An 18295-nucleotide genomic window follows, 5' to 3' on the forward strand; every position below is an offset into this window, starting at 1 on the left:
AGCGGCGGCCATGCCCAAGGAGAGAGTCATGGCAGAAACCAATGTTTTTCCAGCCTCGCTTGTCGGTAAGTCTTTCGACTGCGTTTTCGGCCCGTTCGTACCCCGGCTGACGTTTTTCTCGCCGGAGGAATTGCATGTGCAGGCGTCGATCGGTGCCACCGAAATTGACGAGATGGTCAAGATCGACATGACCAGCGTACGCCCGAACCTCGTTCTCATGAGCTGGACGGAGCAGAGCGGCAACTTCATCGTGCAGTTGCAGGATCATGAAAACGGGATCGTCCATAATTATGCGCGTCTGGCCGATGGGCAGCTCTTCTGTGCCCAAGGTGCCATTCAATCCGTTGCGGTGGCGTGACACTGCCGCGTCTTGGCCCGGCCGACCGCGTGCGGCCGGACTCCGATCTGCTGAAGTGCCTGTCATCGATTTCCCTAATGGAGGAGGAAAGTGCGATGGAACTCGCTTACGACAGTCATCTGCTTGCCCGAATTCTGTTGAGCGTCGCGACCGTGGGCTACGGTGTGGTGACGATCAAAGCCGACCTCAACGCCACCCACGCCACCAATCCGCTGTGGACCCCGCACGCCCGGTTTCACGTCGTTTGGCAGGTGCTGAGCTACACCGGAGTTGCGCTGATTGCGCTGGGGCTTATCTGGATCGAGGGGCCACTCGAAGCCGAGCGGCTCTATCTCGCAGGGGGATTGGGCGTCGCTATGTACGGAGCGTTCTTCGTGGCAATGCTCTCACGACCGATTTATGGCGGCGTGCTCTACGACGAGAACGGCTATCTGCCATTCCGACCGCCGTTCGGACCGGCGGGTTGGCGGTGGGATGTCAACGTCACCGTCTTTAGCGCGATGTCCGCGATCCTGCTGCTGGGCCTAGCCGCGATTTAGGACAGCGCCAGCGCCCCGAGCCGGTCGACTAGCCGATCGCGGTCTGATGTCAGGCCCTTGTAGTCGAGCTGCGCGAGATCGAGCGCCTTGAGCTGGGCGGCGAAAGACGCCGCGAGCTTCGCCCGATCAGGGTGCCTGGCCAGCACGGCGAGCGGGTCGAGATGGATGCGGATGGTGAACAGGATATCGCGTGAAACAGGCAGTTTGCGCAGGGTTTGCCGCTCGACGCGGATGAAGGCATGGGCGTCGATGTCGCCATCGGGGAAGCGCGACGGCCGATTTGTAGCGCGGTCGATGCGCTGCAGGTCGGAAAGCGGATGGTAGAGCGCGTTATCGGACTGGATCGACCAGTTGTAGCGCTCGACGGCCTGCCCCTGGAGGCCATCGAACATCCGGTTGATGAGTTCCGCCGGACGCGTGCCCGGGCCGAAACCGGGCACCGGCGCGTGGATGTCCTGCAGCGGCTTGCCGAATTTTTCCAGGAGCGACCAGGACGAGGGAAAGCAGAGCGAGCCGGCAACCAGCCGCCAGCCGCTGTCACTGCTGCGCATCAGGATGAGGTCTTCCTGGACGAGCTGTGAGGCCTTGGCCAGCGGCGCATCGGCAAGGGAAGCAGGCAGACGGCTCGCCGCGCCCGCCACCTCGACGCCTGATCCGCCGAGCCGATGGGTTTCGGGGAACCTCTCCAGGAGATGCGCAGCGAGCAAGTCGAGCACTTCCTGCTGGGCGTCCCGCGTGCCGTTTTCCTCGACGAAAACGCGCTCTGGGATTTCGGCATAGAGCCGGCGCTTTTCGGCGAGATACGGCAGCAGATGGCCGTCGACCTCGATCCAGTCCGCCGGGTCGAGCGGCTTCAGCCCGATACTGAACAGTTTCGACGAGCCGTCATAGGGCGTGTGGGTGGGCGGCGTATGCTCTGGGGGTGTGTGAGTGGGCACAGTCGTCATGTTTCAGGTCAGTCTTGCGGGGATTAGTCCGCGCAGCGAATTGCCGACGAACAGGGACTTGGCGGATTTCAGATCGTCCAAGCTGTAGATTGCTTCGCGGGCGCGGCCTTCATCCAGAAGCTGCGCGCGCAATACACCAGGCAGCAGGCCGCAGTCGAGCCGGGGTGTGACCAGCACGCCGTCGCCGAGATCGGCAAAGACATTGGTGATCGTGCCTTCACAGATCTCGCCGCGCTCGTTGGCCATAAGCACCTCGTCGGCCTGGGTGATGAGGTGTTCGGCGCGGGCACGCGTGTAGAGCTGCCGCCGGCTGGTCTTGTGGCGCAGCAGCGTGTCGTTCGAATCGAGCTTGGTCCGCGCCAGCCGCAGCATCCAGACCTTGTCGGCGGCGAGCGGTTCATAAGGCTGCGCCGAGGCCGCCACCTCACCACCATGCGACAGGACGAGCCGCGTGCGCATGGCAACGCCGGAACCGCTGACCGCGCTGCTCAGCGCCTCGCCGACCGTGCCTGGATCACAGCGGAAGCCGAGCTCCGCCGCCGAGCCGTAGAGGCGCGCAAGATGGCGATCGAAGCGCAGGAAGCCCGGGCCGGGTTCCCAGCGCATGGTCTCGATCAGCTGAAAGTCGGCGGTGTTCCCGTCGCGAAGCGCGCTTTCAGCAGACACTCCTGATACTCCTCCTGCGCCGTGGAATCGAAGACGACGCCGCCTCCGACATTGTAGACGGCCTCGCCGCCCGAAAAGAGCGAGATGGTGCGGATCGCCACGGAAAAGCGCATCGGGCCGCCGGGCGCGATCCAGCCTATGGCGCCGCAATAGGCATCGCGGGGCGTGCCTTCCAGATCGCGCAGGATCTCCATGGCACGGATCTTAGGCGCGCCGGTGATCGAACCGCAAGGAAACAGCGCCGCGAAGATCTGGCGGATAGAGAGACCCGGCAGCAGTCTGGCCCTGACGTCGCTCACCATCTGATGCACGGTCGGGTAGGTCTCGATGCGGAACAGCGCCGGCACGTCCAGCGTGCCCACCTCGCTGATCAGCGAGATATCGTTGCGCAGGAGATCGACGATCATCCGGTTTTCGGCCTGGTTCTTCTCGTCATTGCGCAGGAAGATCTTCTGCCGTTCGTCCTCGGCTTTGGTGGCGCCGCGCGGTGCCGTTCCCTTCATCGGATGCGTCTCGATCATGCCCTCGGCATCGATCTCGAAGAACAGTTCAGGCGAGCGCGACAGCACGATGGGTTCACCGAGCGCGATCAGCGCGCCGTATTTCACCGGCTGACGTTCAGTCAATGCATTGAAGGCGGCCAGCGGCTCGCCCGACCACTGCGCATGCACGGGAAAGGTCAAATTGCCCTGGTAGCAATCACCTTGCCGGATGTGCTGGTGCAGCCGCGAGAAGCGTTTTTCATAATCCTCGGGCGACCACGTCGCACGGGCGTCGAAGATCGGGCCGTTGGTCGCCGTGGTGTCGCGCGGCGGCACCGCCTCTTCGACCGGGGCATCGAAAACCCCAAGGCACACGAGTGGGGAGCGGCGTCCGTTAGGCAGCAGGGGAACGAGCTTGGGTTCGAGCAGGTAGCCCGCCTCATACGAGAAATAGCCGGCAAGCCATTTGCCTGCATCATGCGCGGCTTGTGCTGCTTCCAGAGCCGGCCCGAAATCCCCTGCTTCGTGCGCCACGATAATATCGGCCGGCCGGTCGAAAACGAGCTGGCGCGCGCTTTTGTCATTGCGAAAAATTGCGGCGGGCAGGGACATGGGCACCGAATGCTGCGGTCAATGAAGCCATCAACCGCTCTATATGGGGTGCCGCCCGCGCGCAATCGAGGGAACGGCACGCTGCCTCTTAAAGCCGACCTTAGGGCCAACTCAGGAACCAAGAGCAAACGGCGGCGCCGATATGGCGCCGCCGCTTGCAATCTTCAATATTCGCCAGCGATCAGCTGTTGCCGGTGGTTCCGGCTGTTGGAAACTGCTTGGCGAATTCCTTCTCGTTGCCGGAGGCGAGCAGCTTGGCCTGCTCGATCCAGCGTTCGCGCGCGATACGGCCGTCGAAATTCATGACGTCCTCGATCCGTTTGATATCGGCCGCGGTCCAGGACGCGATCTGGGCGAAGTTGGTGACGCCTTGCGCCTTGAGCAGCTTCTCGTTGACCGGACCGATACCGATCAGCCGGCGCAGATTGTCGGGCTTGCCGGATGCTGGGCCGGCTGCTGGCTTGGCTGTTGTTGCAGGCTTGCTCGTCGCGGATTTGGCTGGAGCCGAGGCTTTGGTGGCGGCGGGTTTCGCCGCTGGCTTGGCAGAGACCGCCTTGGCAGAGACCGGCTTGGCAGAGACTGCTTTTGCCGCGGCCGGTTTGGCCGGCGCGGGCTTTGTGGCGGCGGATTTGGCCGGCGCGAGGGTCGACATCAGGGCCGCCGGCGCCTGGCTTGCCGGCTTTGCCGCGCTGCTTCCGGCGGCAGGTGCGGCCGGCGCGTCGCGCAGCCGGCGCTCGAGGTCGGCGCGGGTCTTGCCGCATGCATCGAGTTCGCCGGTCAGGCGGTCGCTGTCGGTGCGCAGCCTGTCGCGTTCGCTGCGTGTACGGTCGAGGTCGCCGCGCAAGCTGTCGAGTTCACCGCGCAGGCGCCCCCAAAGGAACCAACCGACCAACACGCCTATCAGGAACGCCAGGACCACGTAGAAAAAAGTGCCCATTGTCTCTCTCCAGTCAGATCCGTCTGCCGTGGGTCATGACCTTCGGCGAAGGACTACTCTTGGTGGTTCCGCGGTAAGCAGAACAGCCGGCTTCGGTTCGAGCTGCGGCGATCGGCTTTGCTTGCCCATGGCCAACGGCCGTTGTCGCGTTCGCCTGAGCGCCACGGCCGGCTGAGATTTCTCCTCGCCGATCCGCATGCGCTCCGGCTGAGCTTGGAGCGAAGGCTATCATAGAGCTTGTGGAAAGCTATCGGAAAACTTCGGTGGAGAGTACTTCAAGAACAGATATTTAGGGCGATAGTAGAGCTGTCCCAACATGCATTCCGGCTAAACTGTTAGAGCGACGCCTGAGGGACGCATCTCAGGTGTCGAGCGCTTCCAGCTCGTCGATCAGGCCACTGATGACGCCAAGTCCGATCTGCCAGAAGGCGGGATCGGTGGCGTCGAGCCCGAAGGGCGCCAGAAGCTCGGAATGATGCTTGGTGCCCCCGGCGCGCAGCATTTCGAAATACTTGTCCTGAAAGCCGCGCTCGGCGTTCTGGTAAACCGCGTAGAGCGAGTTCACCAGGCAGTCACCGAAAGCATAGGCATAGACATAGAAGGGCGAATGGATGAAGTGCGGGATGTAGGTCCAGAACACCTCGTAGCCTTCGCGCAGTTTGATAGCGGGACCCAGACTTTCGGCCTGCACTTCGAGCCAGAACTGACCGAGCCTGTCGGAGGTCAGTTCGCCGTTCTTGCGTTCGGCATGCACCTTGCGCTCGAATTCATAGAAGGCGATCTGGCGCACGACCGTGTTGATCATGTCCTCGACCTTCTGGGCGAGCATGGCCTTGCGCTCGCGCCGGTCGGTGGTCTGGTCGAGCAGCGAGCGGAAGGTCAGCATCTCGCCGAAGACCGATGCCGTCTCGGCCAGCGTCAGCGGCGTCGAGGCCATCAGTGCGCCCTGGCCGCCGGCCAGCACCTGATGCACCCCATGGCCAAGCTCGTGCGCCAGCGTCATCACATCGCGCGGCTTGCCCATGTAGTTGAGCAGGACATAGGGATGCGCCGACGGCACGGTCGGATGCGCGAAGGCGCCAGGCGACTTGCCGGGCCGCACCGGCGCGTCGATCCAGTTGCGGTCGAAGAAGGTTCGCGCGATCTCGGCCATGTCGGGCGAAAAGCGCTGATAGGCGGACAGCACCGTGTTCCTGGCCTCGTCCCAGCCGATGATCGCCTGGGGCGTATCCGGCAACGGCGCGTTGCGGTCCCAGTGGTTCATCACCTCCATGCCCAGCCAGCGCGCCTTCATCGCGTAATAGCGGTGCGACAGGCGCGGATAGGCATCGCGAACGGCGGAAGCAAGGGCGTCCACCACGCTGCGCTCGACGCGGTTTGCGAGATGGCGTGAATCGGCGATGTCCTCGAAGCCGCGCCAGCGGTCGGATATTTCCTTGTCCTTGGCCAGCGTGTTGGTGATCAGCGTGAAGGTGCGCAAATTTTTGCGGAAGGTCATGGCCAGCGCCTCGGACGCCCGGCGGCGCACCTCGCCGTCGGCATCCTGCAAGCGGTTCAGCGCCGGCTCCAGCGTCAGGTCCTCGCCGTCGATGTCGAAGCGAAGGTCGGTCATCGTCTCGTCGAACAGGCGGTTCCAGGCGCCGCGCCCAGTGATCGACTTTTCGTGGAAGAGCTGCTCGACGCGGTCCTCGAGCTGGTAAGGCTTGTCCTTGCGCAGATCGAGCACCCATGGCCGGTAGTGACCGAAGGCGGGGTCGCCGGCGAGCGCGCCTTCGATCGACGCATCGTCTATCAGGTTGAGTTCGAGCGCGAAGAACAGAAGGTGCGCGCTGGCGTCGGTCATCTTCTCCTGGACGTCGCCATAGAGCTTGGCGCGCTGGGGATCAGCGGTGTTTCCGGCATAAACCAGTCCCGCATAGGAGACAATGCGGCCGATCAGTTCCTCCAGCGCCTCGTAGGCGACAAGCGCCTCGCCCAACCTGCCGGCGCTGCCGCGCTCGGCCTCGGCGGCCAGCGTGCCTTTCCAGCGGTTCTCGAAGCTGGTCGCATCAGTGGCGGCCTTGGCGATGTCGCGCTTCAGTTCCGGCGCGTCCATGCCGGCATAGAGGTCGGCAAGGTTCCATTCCGGCAGGTCGCCCAGCTCGGCCGCGCCCTGACCGGACGCCGGCGCCGCAAGCCGCCGAGCAGAGACCATGTTGCCAGAATCCTTATGCATTGCCGACACCTTCCGTGGCCAAGGTTCAAGGGGAAACGAGAAGCCGGTCAAATCCTAAGGAATTCATTCACCGGGTTTTTTGAAACCTTATTTAGAACCCTGTGCCAAGATGGTCCACAGGGCAGGATTCCTCGGGCGGGCATAGTCGTATCAGTCATGACAGGTTCCATACTCATAGTCGATGACGATCCGGTGCAACGCCGGCTGCTCGAAGCGGCGGTGACGCGGTTCGGCTACAGCGCAATCGTCGTCGACGGCGGCGCGGCCGCTCTCGATATCCTCGATGGACCCGGCGCCCGCGAGGTGTCGGTGGTCATCCTCGATCTGGTCATGCCCGGTCTCGACGGTATCGGCGTGCTGAAGGCGATGCGCGAACGCGACATCAACGTGCCGACCATCGTGCAGACCGCGCAGGGCGGCATCGAGACCGTGGTTTCGGCGATGCGTCATGGCGCCTTCGATTTCGTCGTCAAGCCGGCGTCTCCCGACAGGCTGCAGGCGTCGATCGGCAATGCGCTCAAGGTCGAGGCCGTCGAGGGCGAGGTCAAGCGCACGTCACGCCGGCGCGGCGGCCTCCTGACCTTCAAGGACATGATCACGCACAGCCCGGCCATGGACAGGGTGATCCGCCTTGGCCAGAAGGCGGCGGCATCCAACATCCCGATCCTGATCGAGGGCGAGTCCGGCGTCGGCAAGGAACTGGTGGCGCGCGCCATCCAGGGCAGTGGCGACCGCCGTTCGAAACCCTTCGTCACGGTCAATTGCGGCGCCATCCCCGACAATCTGGTCGAATCGATCCTGTTCGGCCATGAGAAGGGCTCGTTCACCGGCGCCACCGACAAGCACACGGGCAAGTTCGTCGAAGCGCATTCGGGCACACTGTTCCTCGACGAGATCGGCGACCTGCCGCTCGACGTGCAGGTCAAGCTGTTGCGCGCGGTCCAGGACGGCGAGGTCGACCCGGTCGGCGGACGCTCGACCGTCAGGGTCGACATCAGGCTGATTTCGGCGACGCACCGCAACCTCCTGCAGCAGGTCAAGGACGGCAAGTTCCGCGAGGATCTGTTCTATCGGCTGAACGTCTACCCGATCTTCGTGCCGCCGCTGCGCGACCGCCGCGACGACATCCCGTATCTGGTCACCCATTTCATGGAGAAGGTGGCGCCGGCCGACCCGCGTCATCGCCTGCAAGGTATTTCGGCGGCAGCGCTCGCCGTGCTGCAGGCCTATGACTGGCCCGGAAACATCCGGCAGCTGGAAAATGCCGTCTTCCGTGCCTCGGTGCTTTGTGAAGGCGATGTGCTTGCCGCCGAGGACTTCCCGCAGATACGGGCGCAAGTGGAAGGCACCGTCAACCTCGATTTGGATGGCGACGCGTCGTCGCCGTCCCTGTCTTTGGAGGGGCGCGATGACGAAGCCTTTCCCGGCGAGGGCGGCCCGGCAATCGCGTTCGATCCGCCGGCAAGGCTGCAGCCTCGCTTCGGCACGTTGCGGGCGCTCGACGAGCGCGGCAATGTGCGGGCACTTGCCGATGTCGAACTCGAGATGATCAAGCTTGCCATCGATCACTACAACGGACAGATGAGCGAAGTCGCCCGCCGACTCGGCATCGGCCGCTCGACGCTCTATCGCAAGCTCAAGGAACACGGCATCGATCCGGAGACAGGCCGCGTGGACCGACTCGCCTCCTAGGGCGATGCCAGGCTGAGCTTCGGCCCGAATCCGGCTTTGCCACAAGACCGGCGCCAGCTGCAATGCCATAACAGCCCTTGTGTCGCCGTTTCAGCGGCATTGTGGCTGTGTCATGGACAGCTCTGTTCACGCATTAAGGCTAACGGTAACAGATCGTGTTCGGGCCGAAGGCGAAAATCTGATCTAAACCAGCGGTTTACCAAGAAACCTTGTGAACAATTTTTGACGGGATATCGCCACGGTGTTACCGCATTTCGGCTTCAATAAGCGATGATTAACCATTAGGATCGATATTCGGGTGTGCTAATGCCACATCCGTTTGGACAAATCCGGGGACAAACGGCAGCCTGCAAGGCCTTTTGATTTGAACAGAATCGAACGACACACAAACAGGCGGCACCATCATTTGAGCGTCTGGCCGAAGTGGCTGGCAGTGTTGGTTGTCGCTTTTGGTTTTGTTGCCGCGGCTGCGAGCGGAGCCAGCGCCGAAACACGGTCGCTGAAGCTGTATCATCTCCACACCCATGAGAAGGCCGAGATCGTCTACAAGCGCAACGGCCGCTACGTTCCCGAGGGTCTCAGGAAGATCAACATCATTTTGCGCGACTGGCGTCGCAACGAGCCGACCAAGATGGATCCGCGTCTGCTGGATCTGGTCTGGGAGGCGTATCGGGAAGCAGGTGCCACGGACTACATCCAGGTCGTCTGCGGCTATCGTTCGCCGTCGACGAACTCGATGCTGCGCGGCCGCAGCAGGGGCGTCGCCGAGAAGAGCCAGCACATGCTCGGCAAGGCGATGGATTTTTACATCCCCGGCGTGCCGCTGAAGAAGCTGCGTAACATCGGTCTCAAGATGCAGGGCGGCGGCGTCGGCTACTATCCGTCATCCGGTTCGCCGTTCGTCCACATGGATGTCGGCAATGTGCGCCATTGGCCGGGTATCAGCCGGCAGGAACTGGTCAGCCTGTTCCCCAATGGCAAGACGCTGCATGTGCCGAGCGACGGCAGGCCGCTGCCCGGCTTTGAGCAGGCGCTCGCCTCCTACAAGGCGCGCAAGGGTTCAGGCTCGCCGGCCATCGAGATGGCCAGTGCTGGCGGCAGCGGCAAGAAATCAGGTGGCTTCCTGTCGGCTTTCTTTGGCGGCGGCGGCGACGACGAGGCCGACGACAGCGCCGACGTCCAGACCGCTTCGGCCGCCCCCCCGCCCAAGGCGAGAAACCTGAAGCCGGCAGCAGCAGCCAAGACCAGCAACCTCCCGGGCATTGCCATCGTGGCGCCGGAGAATGCGCGGCGCGCCGAGATTCCGCAGGTGACCGAGCAGCAGGCTCCGGAGCCGGAAGAGGACACGCCGGAGACGATCATCGCGGCATTGCCGGCCCGAAGCATTCCGCTGCCGGATTTCGCACCGCGGCCGAAAGCCGACGTCGGCGCACAGCAGCCTGAGAACGTTCCTTTTGCGATGGCGGAGGCGACAGCCACCACCGAGCAGGCCGTGGCGACCGCGCATGCGCCGGCGAGCGTTCCTTTCGGCTTGGCCGATGCAACGGCTTCGGCTAATCCGGCCCAGATCGCGGTCAACAACATACCGTTGCCGACATGGCGTCCCGACAATTCGCTGCCGGCCGCTCTGGCTGCGCCGCCCAGCAAGGATGTGCTGATGGCGCTGGCCGAGACGGCTGATCAAGGCAAGACCGCGACCGATGCGTTCTCGGTGCTGCCGACGGCGCGGCCCGAGACGGCCAGGCCGGATGCGGTCAAGGCCGTGCTCGACGAGGCCAATGCACAGGTCGGTGCGGCCGATTACCAGCTTGCTTCCTTGTCCGGATCCGAGCCGCGTTCGGCGTTCAACGATCCGGGCACCAACGCCGCATCGCCGCGCGATGCTGTCGTTGCCCGTCCGGCCGGTTCCGATCCGGCCGCCGCGATCGGCGCCGGCGTCAAGACGACCCGCAAGGAATCGAGAGCCACCGCCCGCGACCTGAAGCCAGGCCCCAAGGCCATGGTGGTTGCAGCCGCACCGCAGGCCGCCCGCTGGGCATTGACCAGCGGCGAGCATGTCGCCACCGTTTCAAGCGCGACGACGGCGCCGGGCTACGCCTACAGCATCGTGCACACGCCGCCGAGCGAGGTCTACACGGCCGGCTTCCAGCCGAGCAGCCAGGTGGCCGATGCCAATCGCTTCACCGGCAACGCCGTCAAGTTCATGTCGGTGGCCCGCTTCCAGACCAAGTGACGGCAAATCAATCGACAAAGCCGCGCCGGGCAACCAGCGCGGCTTTTTGTTGTTCAGCGAACCGGGCCAGCCTGCACGGTCACGTGCGGCTGAACTTCTCGTGAAGGCGGAACGGTCGGCCTATTCCCCGGGTTAATATAGGTTCGTTCAAACCCGGGGAGATCCATGAAGAACATCCTATTGGCATCGGTCATCGCATTGGCAACCGCTTCGGCGGCCATCGCCCCTACGCAGGCCGAGACCATTGTCGTCAAGACTCATGACCATATGCACATGAAGAAGCATTGCCGGACCAAGGTGGTCACAAGCTGGAAGCATCACCACAGGGTGGTTGAAAAGGTTCGGGTCTGTAGCTGATCCGGTTCGGAGCCGATTTGGCAAACCCGGTCGACGCGAGTCGGCCGGGTATTTTCATGCCGTGGCCGAAGCCTTATTTCGCAAGCTTGCTCGCCGCGCGCGCCAGGGCTTCGATCTCGTCCCACTTGCCGGCCTTGACGAGGTCGTCGGGCGCCACCCAAGAACCGCCGACGCAGACCACGTTGGGCAGGCTTAGATAGTCAGCCGCGTTCTTGGCCGAGATGCCGCCGGTCGGGCAGAATTTCACATCGGCGAGCGGTGAGGCGAAGGCCTTCAGCGAAGCGATGCCGCCCGACTGCTCGGCCGGGAAGAATTTCAGGAAGCGCAAGCCGGCTTCGCGCGCGGCCATGATCTCGCCGGGCGTGATGGCGCCGGGCAGCAGCGGAACATCGCTGTCGGCGGCTGCCGCCAGAAGCTCGCGGGTGATGCCCGGGCTGACGATGAATCGCGAGCCTGCGCTCGCTGCCTTTTCGAACTGCCTGATATCGAGAATGGTGCCGGCGCCGACGATGGCTTCCTCGACCTCACCAGCCACACGCCGGATCGCCTCCAGCGCGTCGGCGGTCCTCAGCGTGATCTCGATCGCCGGCAGGCCGCCACGCGCCAGGGCGCGGGCCAGCGGCACGGCGTCAGCGACATTGGCGATCTTCAGCACCGGGATGACCGGCTGGCCGTTGAGGAGCGACAGGAGGTTTTCGGTCTTGCTTGGCATCTGTCTCTCCATATCCTAGTGCATGTCGCCCAAAAGTGCCCCTGGTTTTGGGAAGACGACATGCATAAAACAAAGACCTAAAGCGCGTCACATGAATTCGTTTCGGCGCGACGCGCTTTAGGACAATTCAACCGATTAGCAGACGGGTGTTTTTCTGTCCATGAAACGAAGCGTGTCGCGATGTCACGCGCCGTCGATGCTTGCCGGGATTCCGGCTCTGCCTTGAATCGGCTTGCGTGAGCGTTTAGTGGCTTTGGCAATGACATCACTTCTGCCCCTTCGCGTGGCCGCGCTCTACCGGTTTGCCCGGCTCGACGCCTTCGAGGAGCTGCGCGCGCCGCTCGCTGCCTTCTGTTGCGGGCGCGGCATCAAGGGCACGCTGCTTCTGGCGCATGAAGGCATCAACGGTACTGTCGCCGGCAGCGAAAAGGCGATTGCCGAACTGATCGAGTATCTCGAAGCCATCGAAGGGCTCGCCGGCCTCGAGGTCAAGTACAGCGTGGCCGCGGACATGCCGTTCCATCGCATGAAGGTGCGGCTGAAGCGCGAGATCGTCACCATGGGTGTCGATGATATCGACCCTTCGAAAAGCGCCGGCACCTATGTCGCGGCGGCCGACTGGAACGCGCTGATTTCCGAGCCCGATACTGTTATCATCGACACGCGCAACGCCTATGAGGTGTCGATCGGCACCTTCAAGGGCGCGGTCGATCCAGCCACGTCAAGCTTTCGCGAGTTCCCGGCCTGGGTGGAAGCGCACCGGGCGGAGCTCGAGGGCCGCAAGGTCGCGATGTTCTGCACCGGCGGCATACGCTGCGAAAAGGCGACCGCCTACGTCAAGTCGCTCGGCTTCGAGGACGTGTTCCACCTCAAGGGCGGCATCCTAAAATATCTGGAAGAGGTTCCCTCCGAACAGAGCCTCTGGCAAGGCGAGTGCTTCGTCTTTGACGAGCGCGTTTCGGTGTCGCACGGCCTCGCCGAGGGCGAAGCGGAACTGTGCCGGGCCTGCCGCCGCCCGCTGACGCCGGGCGACCTGACGTCGCCCAAATTCGCCGCCGGTATTTCCTGCCCGCATTGCTTCGATGCGCGTTCGGACGAGGACCGCCAGCGTTATGCCGAGCGCCAGCGCCAGGTCGAGCTTGCGCAGGCGCGGGGCAGAGAGCCGCATATCGGCTCCTGATCCAGGCATCGAGCTGCTGCAAAGCGGCCGCTGTCATTGCAATGTCAAGTTTCGGGACTTACGTCTTCGACGTTCGAAACCTGCCCGTTCGGCCGGGCAAATCCTGGAGGCACTGAATGTTCGATCCCAAGAAGCTTCTCGACGATCTGCTCGGCTCGCAAATCCCCGGCACCAGCGGCACCGTTCGCGACAAGGCGGGGCAGGCCGTGCAGATGGCCAAGGACAATCCGCTGGCCGCCGGCGCACTGGCCGCCGTGCTACTTGGAACTGGTGCCGGTCGTAACGTAACGGGCGCCGCGGTGAAGCTTGGCGGACTGGCTGCCATCGGCGGTCTCGCCTACAAGGCCTACCAGAACTACAAGGCCGGCAACGCACCCGCCGAAGCACCGGCGGCCGGCGAACCGGAATTGCTGCCGCCGCCCAAGGACACCGCCTTCCACCCGTCGCAGGCGCCGCAAGGCGAGGACGAATTCACGCTGACCCTGATACGGGCGATGATCTCGGCGGCGAAGGCCGATGGCCATATCGACGATGAAGAGCGCCAGAAGATCGCCGGCAAGCTCAGCCTGGCCGGCATAGACTCCGATGCCGAAAAGTTCCTGATGGCGGAGCTGGCAAGCCCGCTCGACCTCGACACGCTGGTGGCCGGCGCCAAGACCGACGCGCAGAAGCTCGAACTCTACACGGCGTCGCGCCTGACCATCGATCCCGACACCCGCGCCGAGCGTGGCTATCTCGACCTGCTTGCAGGCCGGCTCGGCCTGCCGGACGCGCTGGTCGACCATGTCGAGGCAACGGTTTCGGCGGCCAAGGTGCCGGCCAAGGCAGGGACATCACCCAATCCGCGCTGGTAGGCCAAAACGGCACAGGAGGCACTTTCCGGGTTAACCTCTCGTTAACCCAGCAAGCGCATCAACACAGTCGGATCGGCTTTTCCTCCTCCCAAGCCCGGTTCAGATCAGGGGCGGTCGCCAATGGCCGCCCTTTTTGTCGGTCCGATCGGATGGACACGCTTGCCATCGCCGCCCTCATTTGCGATGCCTTCCTTTTTCGAGCCAAAACCCGAAAATCAGTCGAGCAAGCGCAGCTCTGCCGGAGGACAACAGCCATGACCGAGCAAAGAACCGCCATCGTCACCGGGGCCGGCACGGGCATCGGCAAGAGCGTCGCCACGGCGCTGCTCAAGAACGGCTGGAACACGGTATTTTGCGGGCGCCGCAAGTCGGTGCTGGACACTGCGGTCGCCGAGGCCGGCCGCACCGACGCCAAGGCCTTGGCGGTAGCCTGCGATATCAGCAAGGCAGGCGAGGTCGACGATCTGTTCGAGACCGTGGCGGCGGCCTTCGGCCGTGTCGACCTGCTCTTCAACAATGCCGGCATGGGCTACAAATCGGCGCCGATCGACGAGATACCGGTCGAAGTGTGGAACGATATCGTCGGCGTCAATCTCACCGGTTCGTTCCTGTGTGCCCGTGCCGCCTTTGGCGCCATGCGCAAGCAGAAGCCGATGGGTGGCCGCATCATCAACAACGGTTCGGTGTCGGCCTATGCGCCGCGCCCGGGCTCGGTGCCCTACACGGCGACCAAGCATGCCATCACCGGGCTGACCAAGACGCTGGCGCTCGACGGCCGGCCCTATGACATCGCCTGCGGCCAGATCGATATCGGCAATGCGCTGACCGATATGGCGCAGCCGATGACGGTCGGCGTGCCGCAGGCCAACGGCTCGATATCAGCCGAAGCGGTGATGGATGTTCAGCGCGTCGCCGACGCCGTCGTCCACATGGCCAGCCTGCCGCTCGAGGCCAACGTGCTGTTCATGACCGTCATGGCGACCAAGATGCCGTTTGTCGGGCGTGGGTAGTTATTCTCCCGGTAGCTCTGCGCCGGGCAGATAGAGCGCGATAGGACGGATCTCGTAGACGGCGGTCGTATTGACGCGACGAAAGTCGCGCGCGATAGCGATGGCATCGTCCCGCGTCGGGCAGTCGACGACATAGAGGCCGAGAAGCTGTTCCTTGGTTTCGGCGAAGGGGCCGTCGACGATCATGCCGTCGCGCAAGGTGCAGGCCGATTGTGTCGCGTCAAGCCGCGCCGACGGGCCAAGGCTGCCGTCGGCATAGAGCCCTTCATGGATCTTGAGCAAGTCAGCCATCAGCGCCGTATCTTCCTGCGGCGTCAGCGCCTTGATTGCGTCTTCCACATGATAGGCAAGGATTGCATAGAACATCCGATGTCACCCCACTTCGATCCTGATCCGAGGACCGTAGCCGTTCTCGACATGCACGCCCAGTCTTGGCCGCGCGCCTCCGGACGGCTCATGACACCGTCATGCCACAGCCGCAAATTGTCCGGAAGAGGACAGCGGGCCGCTTTCAAGCTTACTTCGCCAGGAAGGCCCCGATCCGTTCCAGCGCCCGCAAGATGTTCTCCTCGGAATTGGCGTAGGAGAGCCTGATATAGCCTTCGCCGAGAATGCCGAAATCGGGACCGCCGATCAGCGCCACGCCGGCCTCGTCGAGCAGCGCCGAGGCGAGCTTCTTGGCCTTCCAGCCGGTCTTCGAGACGTTGGGGAAAGCGTAGAACGCGCCCTTGGGCGTGATGCAGGAAATGTCAGGCAGGGCGTTCAGTCCCTCGACGACGATCTTCCGGCGGCGGTCGAAGGCGCGCATCATATTGGCGACATCGTCCTGCGGGCCGTCGATTGCCGCGATGCCGGCGAATTGGCTCGGCGCGTTGACGCAGGACCAGCAGTTGACAGCCAGCTTGCGCACCTTGTCGTAGAGATGGGCGCCCCTGTCGCCATTCGGCCAGATCGACCAACCCATGCGCCAGCCGGTCATCGCCCAGGTTTTCGACCAGCCATTGAGCACGATCAGCCGGTCGCGGATCTCGGGAAAGCCGAGCAGCGAGCAATGCGTCTCGCCATCATAGGTCATGACGTCGTAGATCTCGTCGGAGAGGATGGCGACGTGCGGATGCGCCTCCAACCCCTTGACCAGTTTCTCGATCTCGGCACGCGGCGTGACGCCGCCGGTCGGATTTGCGGGTGAGTTGAGGATCAGCAGCCTGGTCTTCGAGGTGATCAAGGCCAGCGTCTCCTCGGCGGAGAAGGCAAAGCCGTTCTCCTCGCGCATCGGCACCGGAATAGGCGCCGCACCGGTGAACTCGATCATCGAGCGATAGATGGGGAAGCCCGGATCGGGATAGAGGATTTCGGCGCCAGGTTCGCCGAACATCAGGATCGCCGCGAACATGGTCGGCTTGCCGCCGGGCAGGATCATCACCGTTTCGGGCGATACTTCGACACCGGTGGTGGTCAGCGTGCGCCGCACCACCGCCTCGCGCGTCGCCAGCAAGCCGTTGGCCGGCGTGTAGCCGTGGTGACCGTCGCGCAACGCCTTGATCGCCGCCTCGACGATGTGCTGCGGCGTCTTGAAGTCCGGCTGGCCGATGCCGAGATTGACGATGTCCCGACCTTGGCTTGCAAGGGCTGTCGCCCGCGCCAGCACCGCGAATGCATTTTCCTCGCCGAGACGGTCGAAAGCCGAAATCGTGTGGAGCATTTTTCCCGTCCGTGTGGTTCTTGCTGTTGGGTCGCGTTTTTGTGAGCTTCGGCTGGCAAAAGTCAAACGGATTGGAGCTTTCGGTGTCGGAAAATCTCAGGGATTGGCAACCGCGCCCGCGGCCTGAACGCACGGCCATCGATGGCCGGTATGTCCGGCTTGAACCGCTGAGCGCCGCAAAACACGGCGACGGCCTCTATGAAGCGTCCTCCGTGTCCGACATCGGCGGCCGCTTCGCCTGGCTGCCGGACTATCCGCCGGAGACCCGCGCCGCCTTCCAGCCATGGCTGGACAAGGTCGAGGCCAGCGAGGATCCGCTGTTCTTCACCGTCATCGACAAGGCCAGCGGCAAGGTCGCCGGACGCCAGACACTGATGCGCATCGATCCGGCGTACGGCGTCATCGAGATCGGCAACATCTATTGGGGACCGCTCATCTCGCGCAAGCCGGGAGCAACCGAAGCGCAGTTCCTGTTCATGAAATACATCTTCGACGAACTCGGCTACCGCCGCTACGAATGGAAGTGCAACAACCGCAACGAGCCATCGAAGCGGGCGGCCGAACGGTTCGGCTTCAAGTTCGAAGGCATTTTCCGCCAGCATCTGATCGTCAAGGGTGAAAACCGCGACACCGCGTGGTATTCGATCATCGACAAGGAGTGGCCGGCTCTGCGCAGTGCCTATGAGGCGTGGCTCGATCCGGCCAATTTCGATGGCGACGGCCAGCAGAAGCGACGGCTCGAGGATTGTCGCGCGGAATTCGGCGCTTAGGAGTTCGCCATTGGCACATACAAACGATCACCGCGGGCATGATCACACTGGGCACGATCATGGGCCTGGCCATGTGCACGGCTCGACCGACAAGAAACGCGTTCTGATCGCAGCCTGCCTGACCGGCGGCTTCATGGTCGCCGAAGCGCTTGGCGGCATCCTCACCGGATCGCTGGCGCTGCTGGCCGATGCCGGCCACATGCTCGCCGACTCGATCGCGCTCGGCTTGGCCTGGTATGCTTTCCATCTAGCCGGCCGCCCGGCGACCGTTCGCCTCACCTACGGCTTCGGCCGGGTGAAGACGCTGGTGGCCTATACCAACGGCATCGCCATCTTCGTCATCGCGCTGTGGATCGTCTATGAGGCGTGGGGGCGCCTGCAGGCGCCGGCACCAGTGCTTGGCGGGCCAATGCTGGCGGTGGCGATCCTCGGCCTGCTGGTCAACATCGGCTCGTTCTTCGTGCTGCATGGCGGCGACCGCGAGAGCCTGAACATGCGCGGCGCCATCCTGCATGTGCTTGGCGACCTGCTCGGCTCGGCTGCGGCCATCGCGGCGGCGCTGGTCATCCTGGCGACGGGCTGGACGCCGATCGACCCGATCCTGTCGGTCCTGGTCTCGCTGCTGATCCTGTACACGGCGTGGTCGCTGATGCGAGAAGCCGCTCATGTCCTGCTCGAGGGCGTGCCGCCAAGCCTCGACCGCGATCTGATCGCCAGGGATATCGAGGCGACGATCCAGGGCGTGCGCGAAGTGCACCACATGCATGTCTGGTCGCTCGACGGGACCAGCAACATGGCGACGCTGCATGCCTGTCTCGACGAGGGCGTCGATGCGCATCAGGCGGTGAGTGCCGTCAAGAAGCGGCTTGCCAGCGAGCACGGCATCAGCCATGCCACCGTGGAACCGGAATTCGGCCAGTGCGCCGACGATGGCGACGAGCACGGGCATGGGCACGAGCATGAAGCGGCAGCCTATCACGACCACCATCATTAGGACCGATCGATCGACGTCGATTGATCCTGCCTCGG

The 18295-nt window shown here is 63.7% G+C and carries 18 protein-coding genes; 10 read left to right on the forward strand and 8 right to left on the reverse strand.

Features of this window, described 5'->3' with window-relative positions; translation table 11 throughout:
• Positions 1-28: 28 nt before the first annotated feature.
• Positions 29-358, forward strand: a complete 330-nt coding sequence (locus tag NKJ04_RS18800; RefSeq protein WP_023810059.1) for a MoaF-related domain-containing protein — start codon at positions 29-31, stop codon at positions 356-358.
• Positions 359-453: 95 nt separating this feature from the next.
• Positions 454-897 (forward strand): hypothetical protein, encoded by a 444-nt coding sequence (locus NKJ04_RS18805; protein WP_031212814.1) that lies wholly within the window; start codon positions 454-456, stop codon positions 895-897.
• On the opposite strand, the gene NKJ04_RS18810 is transcribed toward NKJ04_RS18805, so the two are convergent.
• From NKJ04_RS18810 to NKJ04_RS18830, 5 genes are all read right to left on the reverse strand, one after another.
• Positions 894-1844, reverse strand: a complete 951-nt coding sequence (locus NKJ04_RS18810) for a heme-dependent oxidative N-demethylase family protein (protein WP_352677072.1) — start codon at positions 1842-1844, stop codon at positions 894-896. The genes NKJ04_RS18805 and NKJ04_RS18810 overlap by 4 nt on opposite strands.
• A 3-nt stretch (positions 1845-1847) precedes the next feature.
• On the reverse strand, positions 1848-2510 hold the full coding sequence (locus tag NKJ04_RS18815; RefSeq protein WP_352677073.1) for an aminotransferase class IV family protein: 663 nt from the start codon (positions 2508-2510) through the stop codon (positions 1848-1850).
• Positions 2459-3604: an aminodeoxychorismate synthase component I gene (locus NKJ04_RS18820; RefSeq protein WP_352441868.1), complete on the reverse strand. Its 1146-nt coding sequence runs from the start codon at positions 3602-3604 to the stop codon at positions 2459-2461. The genes NKJ04_RS18815 and NKJ04_RS18820 overlap by 52 nt, the downstream gene beginning before the upstream one ends.
• A gap of 181 nt (positions 3605-3785) precedes the next feature.
• Positions 3786-4541 carry a helix-hairpin-helix domain-containing protein gene (locus NKJ04_RS18825; protein ID WP_352677074.1) on the reverse strand — a complete coding sequence of 252 codons (756 nt, stop codon included), beginning with the start codon at positions 4539-4541 and terminating at the stop codon, positions 3786-3788.
• Between the two features lie 361 nt (positions 4542-4902).
• Positions 4903-6735, reverse strand: coding sequence for a M3 family oligoendopeptidase (locus NKJ04_RS18830; protein ID WP_352677110.1), 1833 nt, complete (start codon positions 6733-6735; stop codon positions 4903-4905).
• A gap of 177 nt (positions 6736-6912) precedes the next feature.
• Between NKJ04_RS18830 and NKJ04_RS18835 the strand changes: the two genes are divergently transcribed.
• From NKJ04_RS18835 to NKJ04_RS18845, 3 genes are all read left to right on the forward strand, one after another.
• Positions 6913-8448 carry a sigma-54-dependent transcriptional regulator gene (locus NKJ04_RS18835; RefSeq protein ID WP_352677075.1) on the forward strand — a complete coding sequence of 512 codons (1536 nt, stop codon included), beginning with the start codon at positions 6913-6915 and terminating at the stop codon, positions 8446-8448.
• Positions 8449-8854: 406 nt separating this feature from the next.
• Complete coding sequence (locus tag NKJ04_RS18840; protein WP_352677076.1) at positions 8855-10681, forward strand: peptidoglycan L,D-endopeptidase MepK; 1827 nt, start codon at positions 8855-8857, stop codon at positions 10679-10681.
• Between the two features lie 165 nt (positions 10682-10846).
• Positions 10847-11038: a hypothetical protein gene (locus NKJ04_RS18845; protein WP_127272097.1), complete on the forward strand. Its 192-nt coding sequence runs from the start codon at positions 10847-10849 to the stop codon at positions 11036-11038.
• A gap of 73 nt (positions 11039-11111) precedes the next feature.
• Here the strand turns inward: NKJ04_RS18845 and NKJ04_RS18850 are convergent, their stop codons facing one another.
• Positions 11112-11750 (reverse strand): 2-dehydro-3-deoxy-phosphogluconate aldolase, encoded by a 639-nt coding sequence (locus tag NKJ04_RS18850; protein WP_352632073.1) that lies wholly within the window; start codon positions 11748-11750, stop codon positions 11112-11114.
• A gap of 259 nt (positions 11751-12009) precedes the next feature.
• Here NKJ04_RS18850 and trhO point away from each other — a divergent pair, with 259 nt between their 5' ends.
• The 3 genes from trhO (at position 12010) to NKJ04_RS18865 (ending at position 14794) form a co-directional block, all read left to right on the forward strand.
• Positions 12010-12930 (forward strand): oxygen-dependent tRNA uridine(34) hydroxylase TrhO, encoded by a 921-nt coding sequence (trhO, locus tag NKJ04_RS18855; protein ID WP_352677077.1) that lies wholly within the window; start codon positions 12010-12012, stop codon positions 12928-12930.
• Between the two features lie 116 nt (positions 12931-13046).
• Complete coding sequence (locus NKJ04_RS18860; RefSeq protein ID WP_127809400.1) at positions 13047-13784, forward strand: tellurite resistance TerB family protein; 738 nt, start codon at positions 13047-13049, stop codon at positions 13782-13784.
• A 254-nt stretch (positions 13785-14038) separates the two neighbouring features.
• Complete coding sequence (locus tag NKJ04_RS18865) at positions 14039-14794, forward strand: SDR family oxidoreductase (protein ID WP_352677078.1); 756 nt, start codon at positions 14039-14041, stop codon at positions 14792-14794.
• Here the strand turns inward: NKJ04_RS18865 and NKJ04_RS18870 are convergent, their stop codons facing one another.
• Positions 14795-15160, reverse strand: coding sequence for a YciI family protein (locus tag NKJ04_RS18870; protein WP_352677079.1), 366 nt, complete (start codon positions 15158-15160; stop codon positions 14795-14797).
• A gap of 151 nt (positions 15161-15311) precedes the next feature.
• Positions 15312-16496, reverse strand: a complete 1185-nt coding sequence (locus NKJ04_RS18875) for a pyridoxal phosphate-dependent aminotransferase (protein WP_352677080.1) — start codon at positions 16494-16496, stop codon at positions 15312-15314.
• Between the two features lie 83 nt (positions 16497-16579).
• On the opposite strand from NKJ04_RS18875, the gene NKJ04_RS18880 reads away from it, so the two are divergent.
• A complete protein-coding gene (locus NKJ04_RS18880) occupies positions 16580-17266 on the forward strand; it encodes a GNAT family N-acetyltransferase (protein ID WP_352632078.1) in 687 nt (228 codons plus the stop codon).
• 10 nt (positions 17267-17276) lie between these two features.
• Complete coding sequence (locus NKJ04_RS18885) at positions 17277-18260, forward strand: cation diffusion facilitator family transporter (protein ID WP_352677081.1); 984 nt, start codon at positions 17277-17279, stop codon at positions 18258-18260.
• Positions 18261-18295 lie beyond the last annotated feature (35 nt).

Origin of the sequence: Mesorhizobium sp. M0618 (assembly GCF_040320765.1) — a bacterium.
Lineage (GTDB): Bacteria > Pseudomonadota > Alphaproteobacteria > Rhizobiales > Rhizobiaceae > Mesorhizobium.

What these genes read in the sequence shown, in the direction of transcription:
- NKJ04_RS18805 (WP_031212814.1), top strand. Translation starts at nt 454, where the DNA reads ATGGAACTCGCTTACGACAGTCATCTGCTTGCCCGAATTCTGTTGAGC.
- NKJ04_RS18860 (WP_127809400.1), top strand. Translation starts at nt 13,047, where the DNA reads ATGTTCGATCCCAAGAAGCTTCTCGACGATCTGCTCGGCTCGCAAATC.
- NKJ04_RS18820 (WP_352441868.1), bottom strand. Translation starts at nt 3,604, where the DNA reads ATGTCCCTGCCCGCCGCAATTTTTCGCAATGACAAAAGCGCGCGCCAG.
- NKJ04_RS18800 (WP_023810059.1), top strand. Translation starts at nt 29, where the DNA reads ATGGCAGAAACCAATGTTTTTCCAGCCTCGCTTGTCGGTAAGTCTTTC.
- NKJ04_RS18870 (WP_352677079.1), bottom strand. Translation starts at nt 15,160, where the DNA reads ATGTTCTATGCAATCCTTGCCTATCATGTGGAAGACGCAATCAAGGCG.
- NKJ04_RS18865 (WP_352677078.1), top strand. Translation starts at nt 14,039, where the DNA reads ATGACCGAGCAAAGAACCGCCATCGTCACCGGGGCCGGCACGGGCATC.
- trhO (WP_352677077.1), top strand. Translation starts at nt 12,010, where the DNA reads ATGACATCACTTCTGCCCCTTCGCGTGGCCGCGCTCTACCGGTTTGCC.
- NKJ04_RS18875 (WP_352677080.1), bottom strand. Translation starts at nt 16,496, where the DNA reads ATGCTCCACACGATTTCGGCTTTCGACCGTCTCGGCGAGGAAAATGCA.
- NKJ04_RS18835 (WP_352677075.1), top strand. Translation starts at nt 6,913, where the DNA reads ATGACAGGTTCCATACTCATAGTCGATGACGATCCGGTGCAACGCCGG.
- NKJ04_RS18850 (WP_352632073.1), bottom strand. Translation starts at nt 11,750, where the DNA reads ATGCCAAGCAAGACCGAAAACCTCCTGTCGCTCCTCAACGGCCAGCCG.
- NKJ04_RS18845 (WP_127272097.1), top strand. Translation starts at nt 10,847, where the DNA reads ATGAAGAACATCCTATTGGCATCGGTCATCGCATTGGCAACCGCTTCG.
- NKJ04_RS18825 (WP_352677074.1), bottom strand. Translation starts at nt 4,541, where the DNA reads ATGGGCACTTTTTTCTACGTGGTCCTGGCGTTCCTGATAGGCGTGTTG.
- NKJ04_RS18810 (WP_352677072.1), bottom strand. Translation starts at nt 1,844, where the DNA reads ATGACGACTGTGCCCACTCACACACCCCCAGAGCATACGCCGCCCACC.
- NKJ04_RS18830 (WP_352677110.1), bottom strand. Translation starts at nt 6,735, where the DNA reads ATGGTCTCTGCTCGGCGGCTTGCGGCGCCGGCGTCCGGTCAGGGCGCG.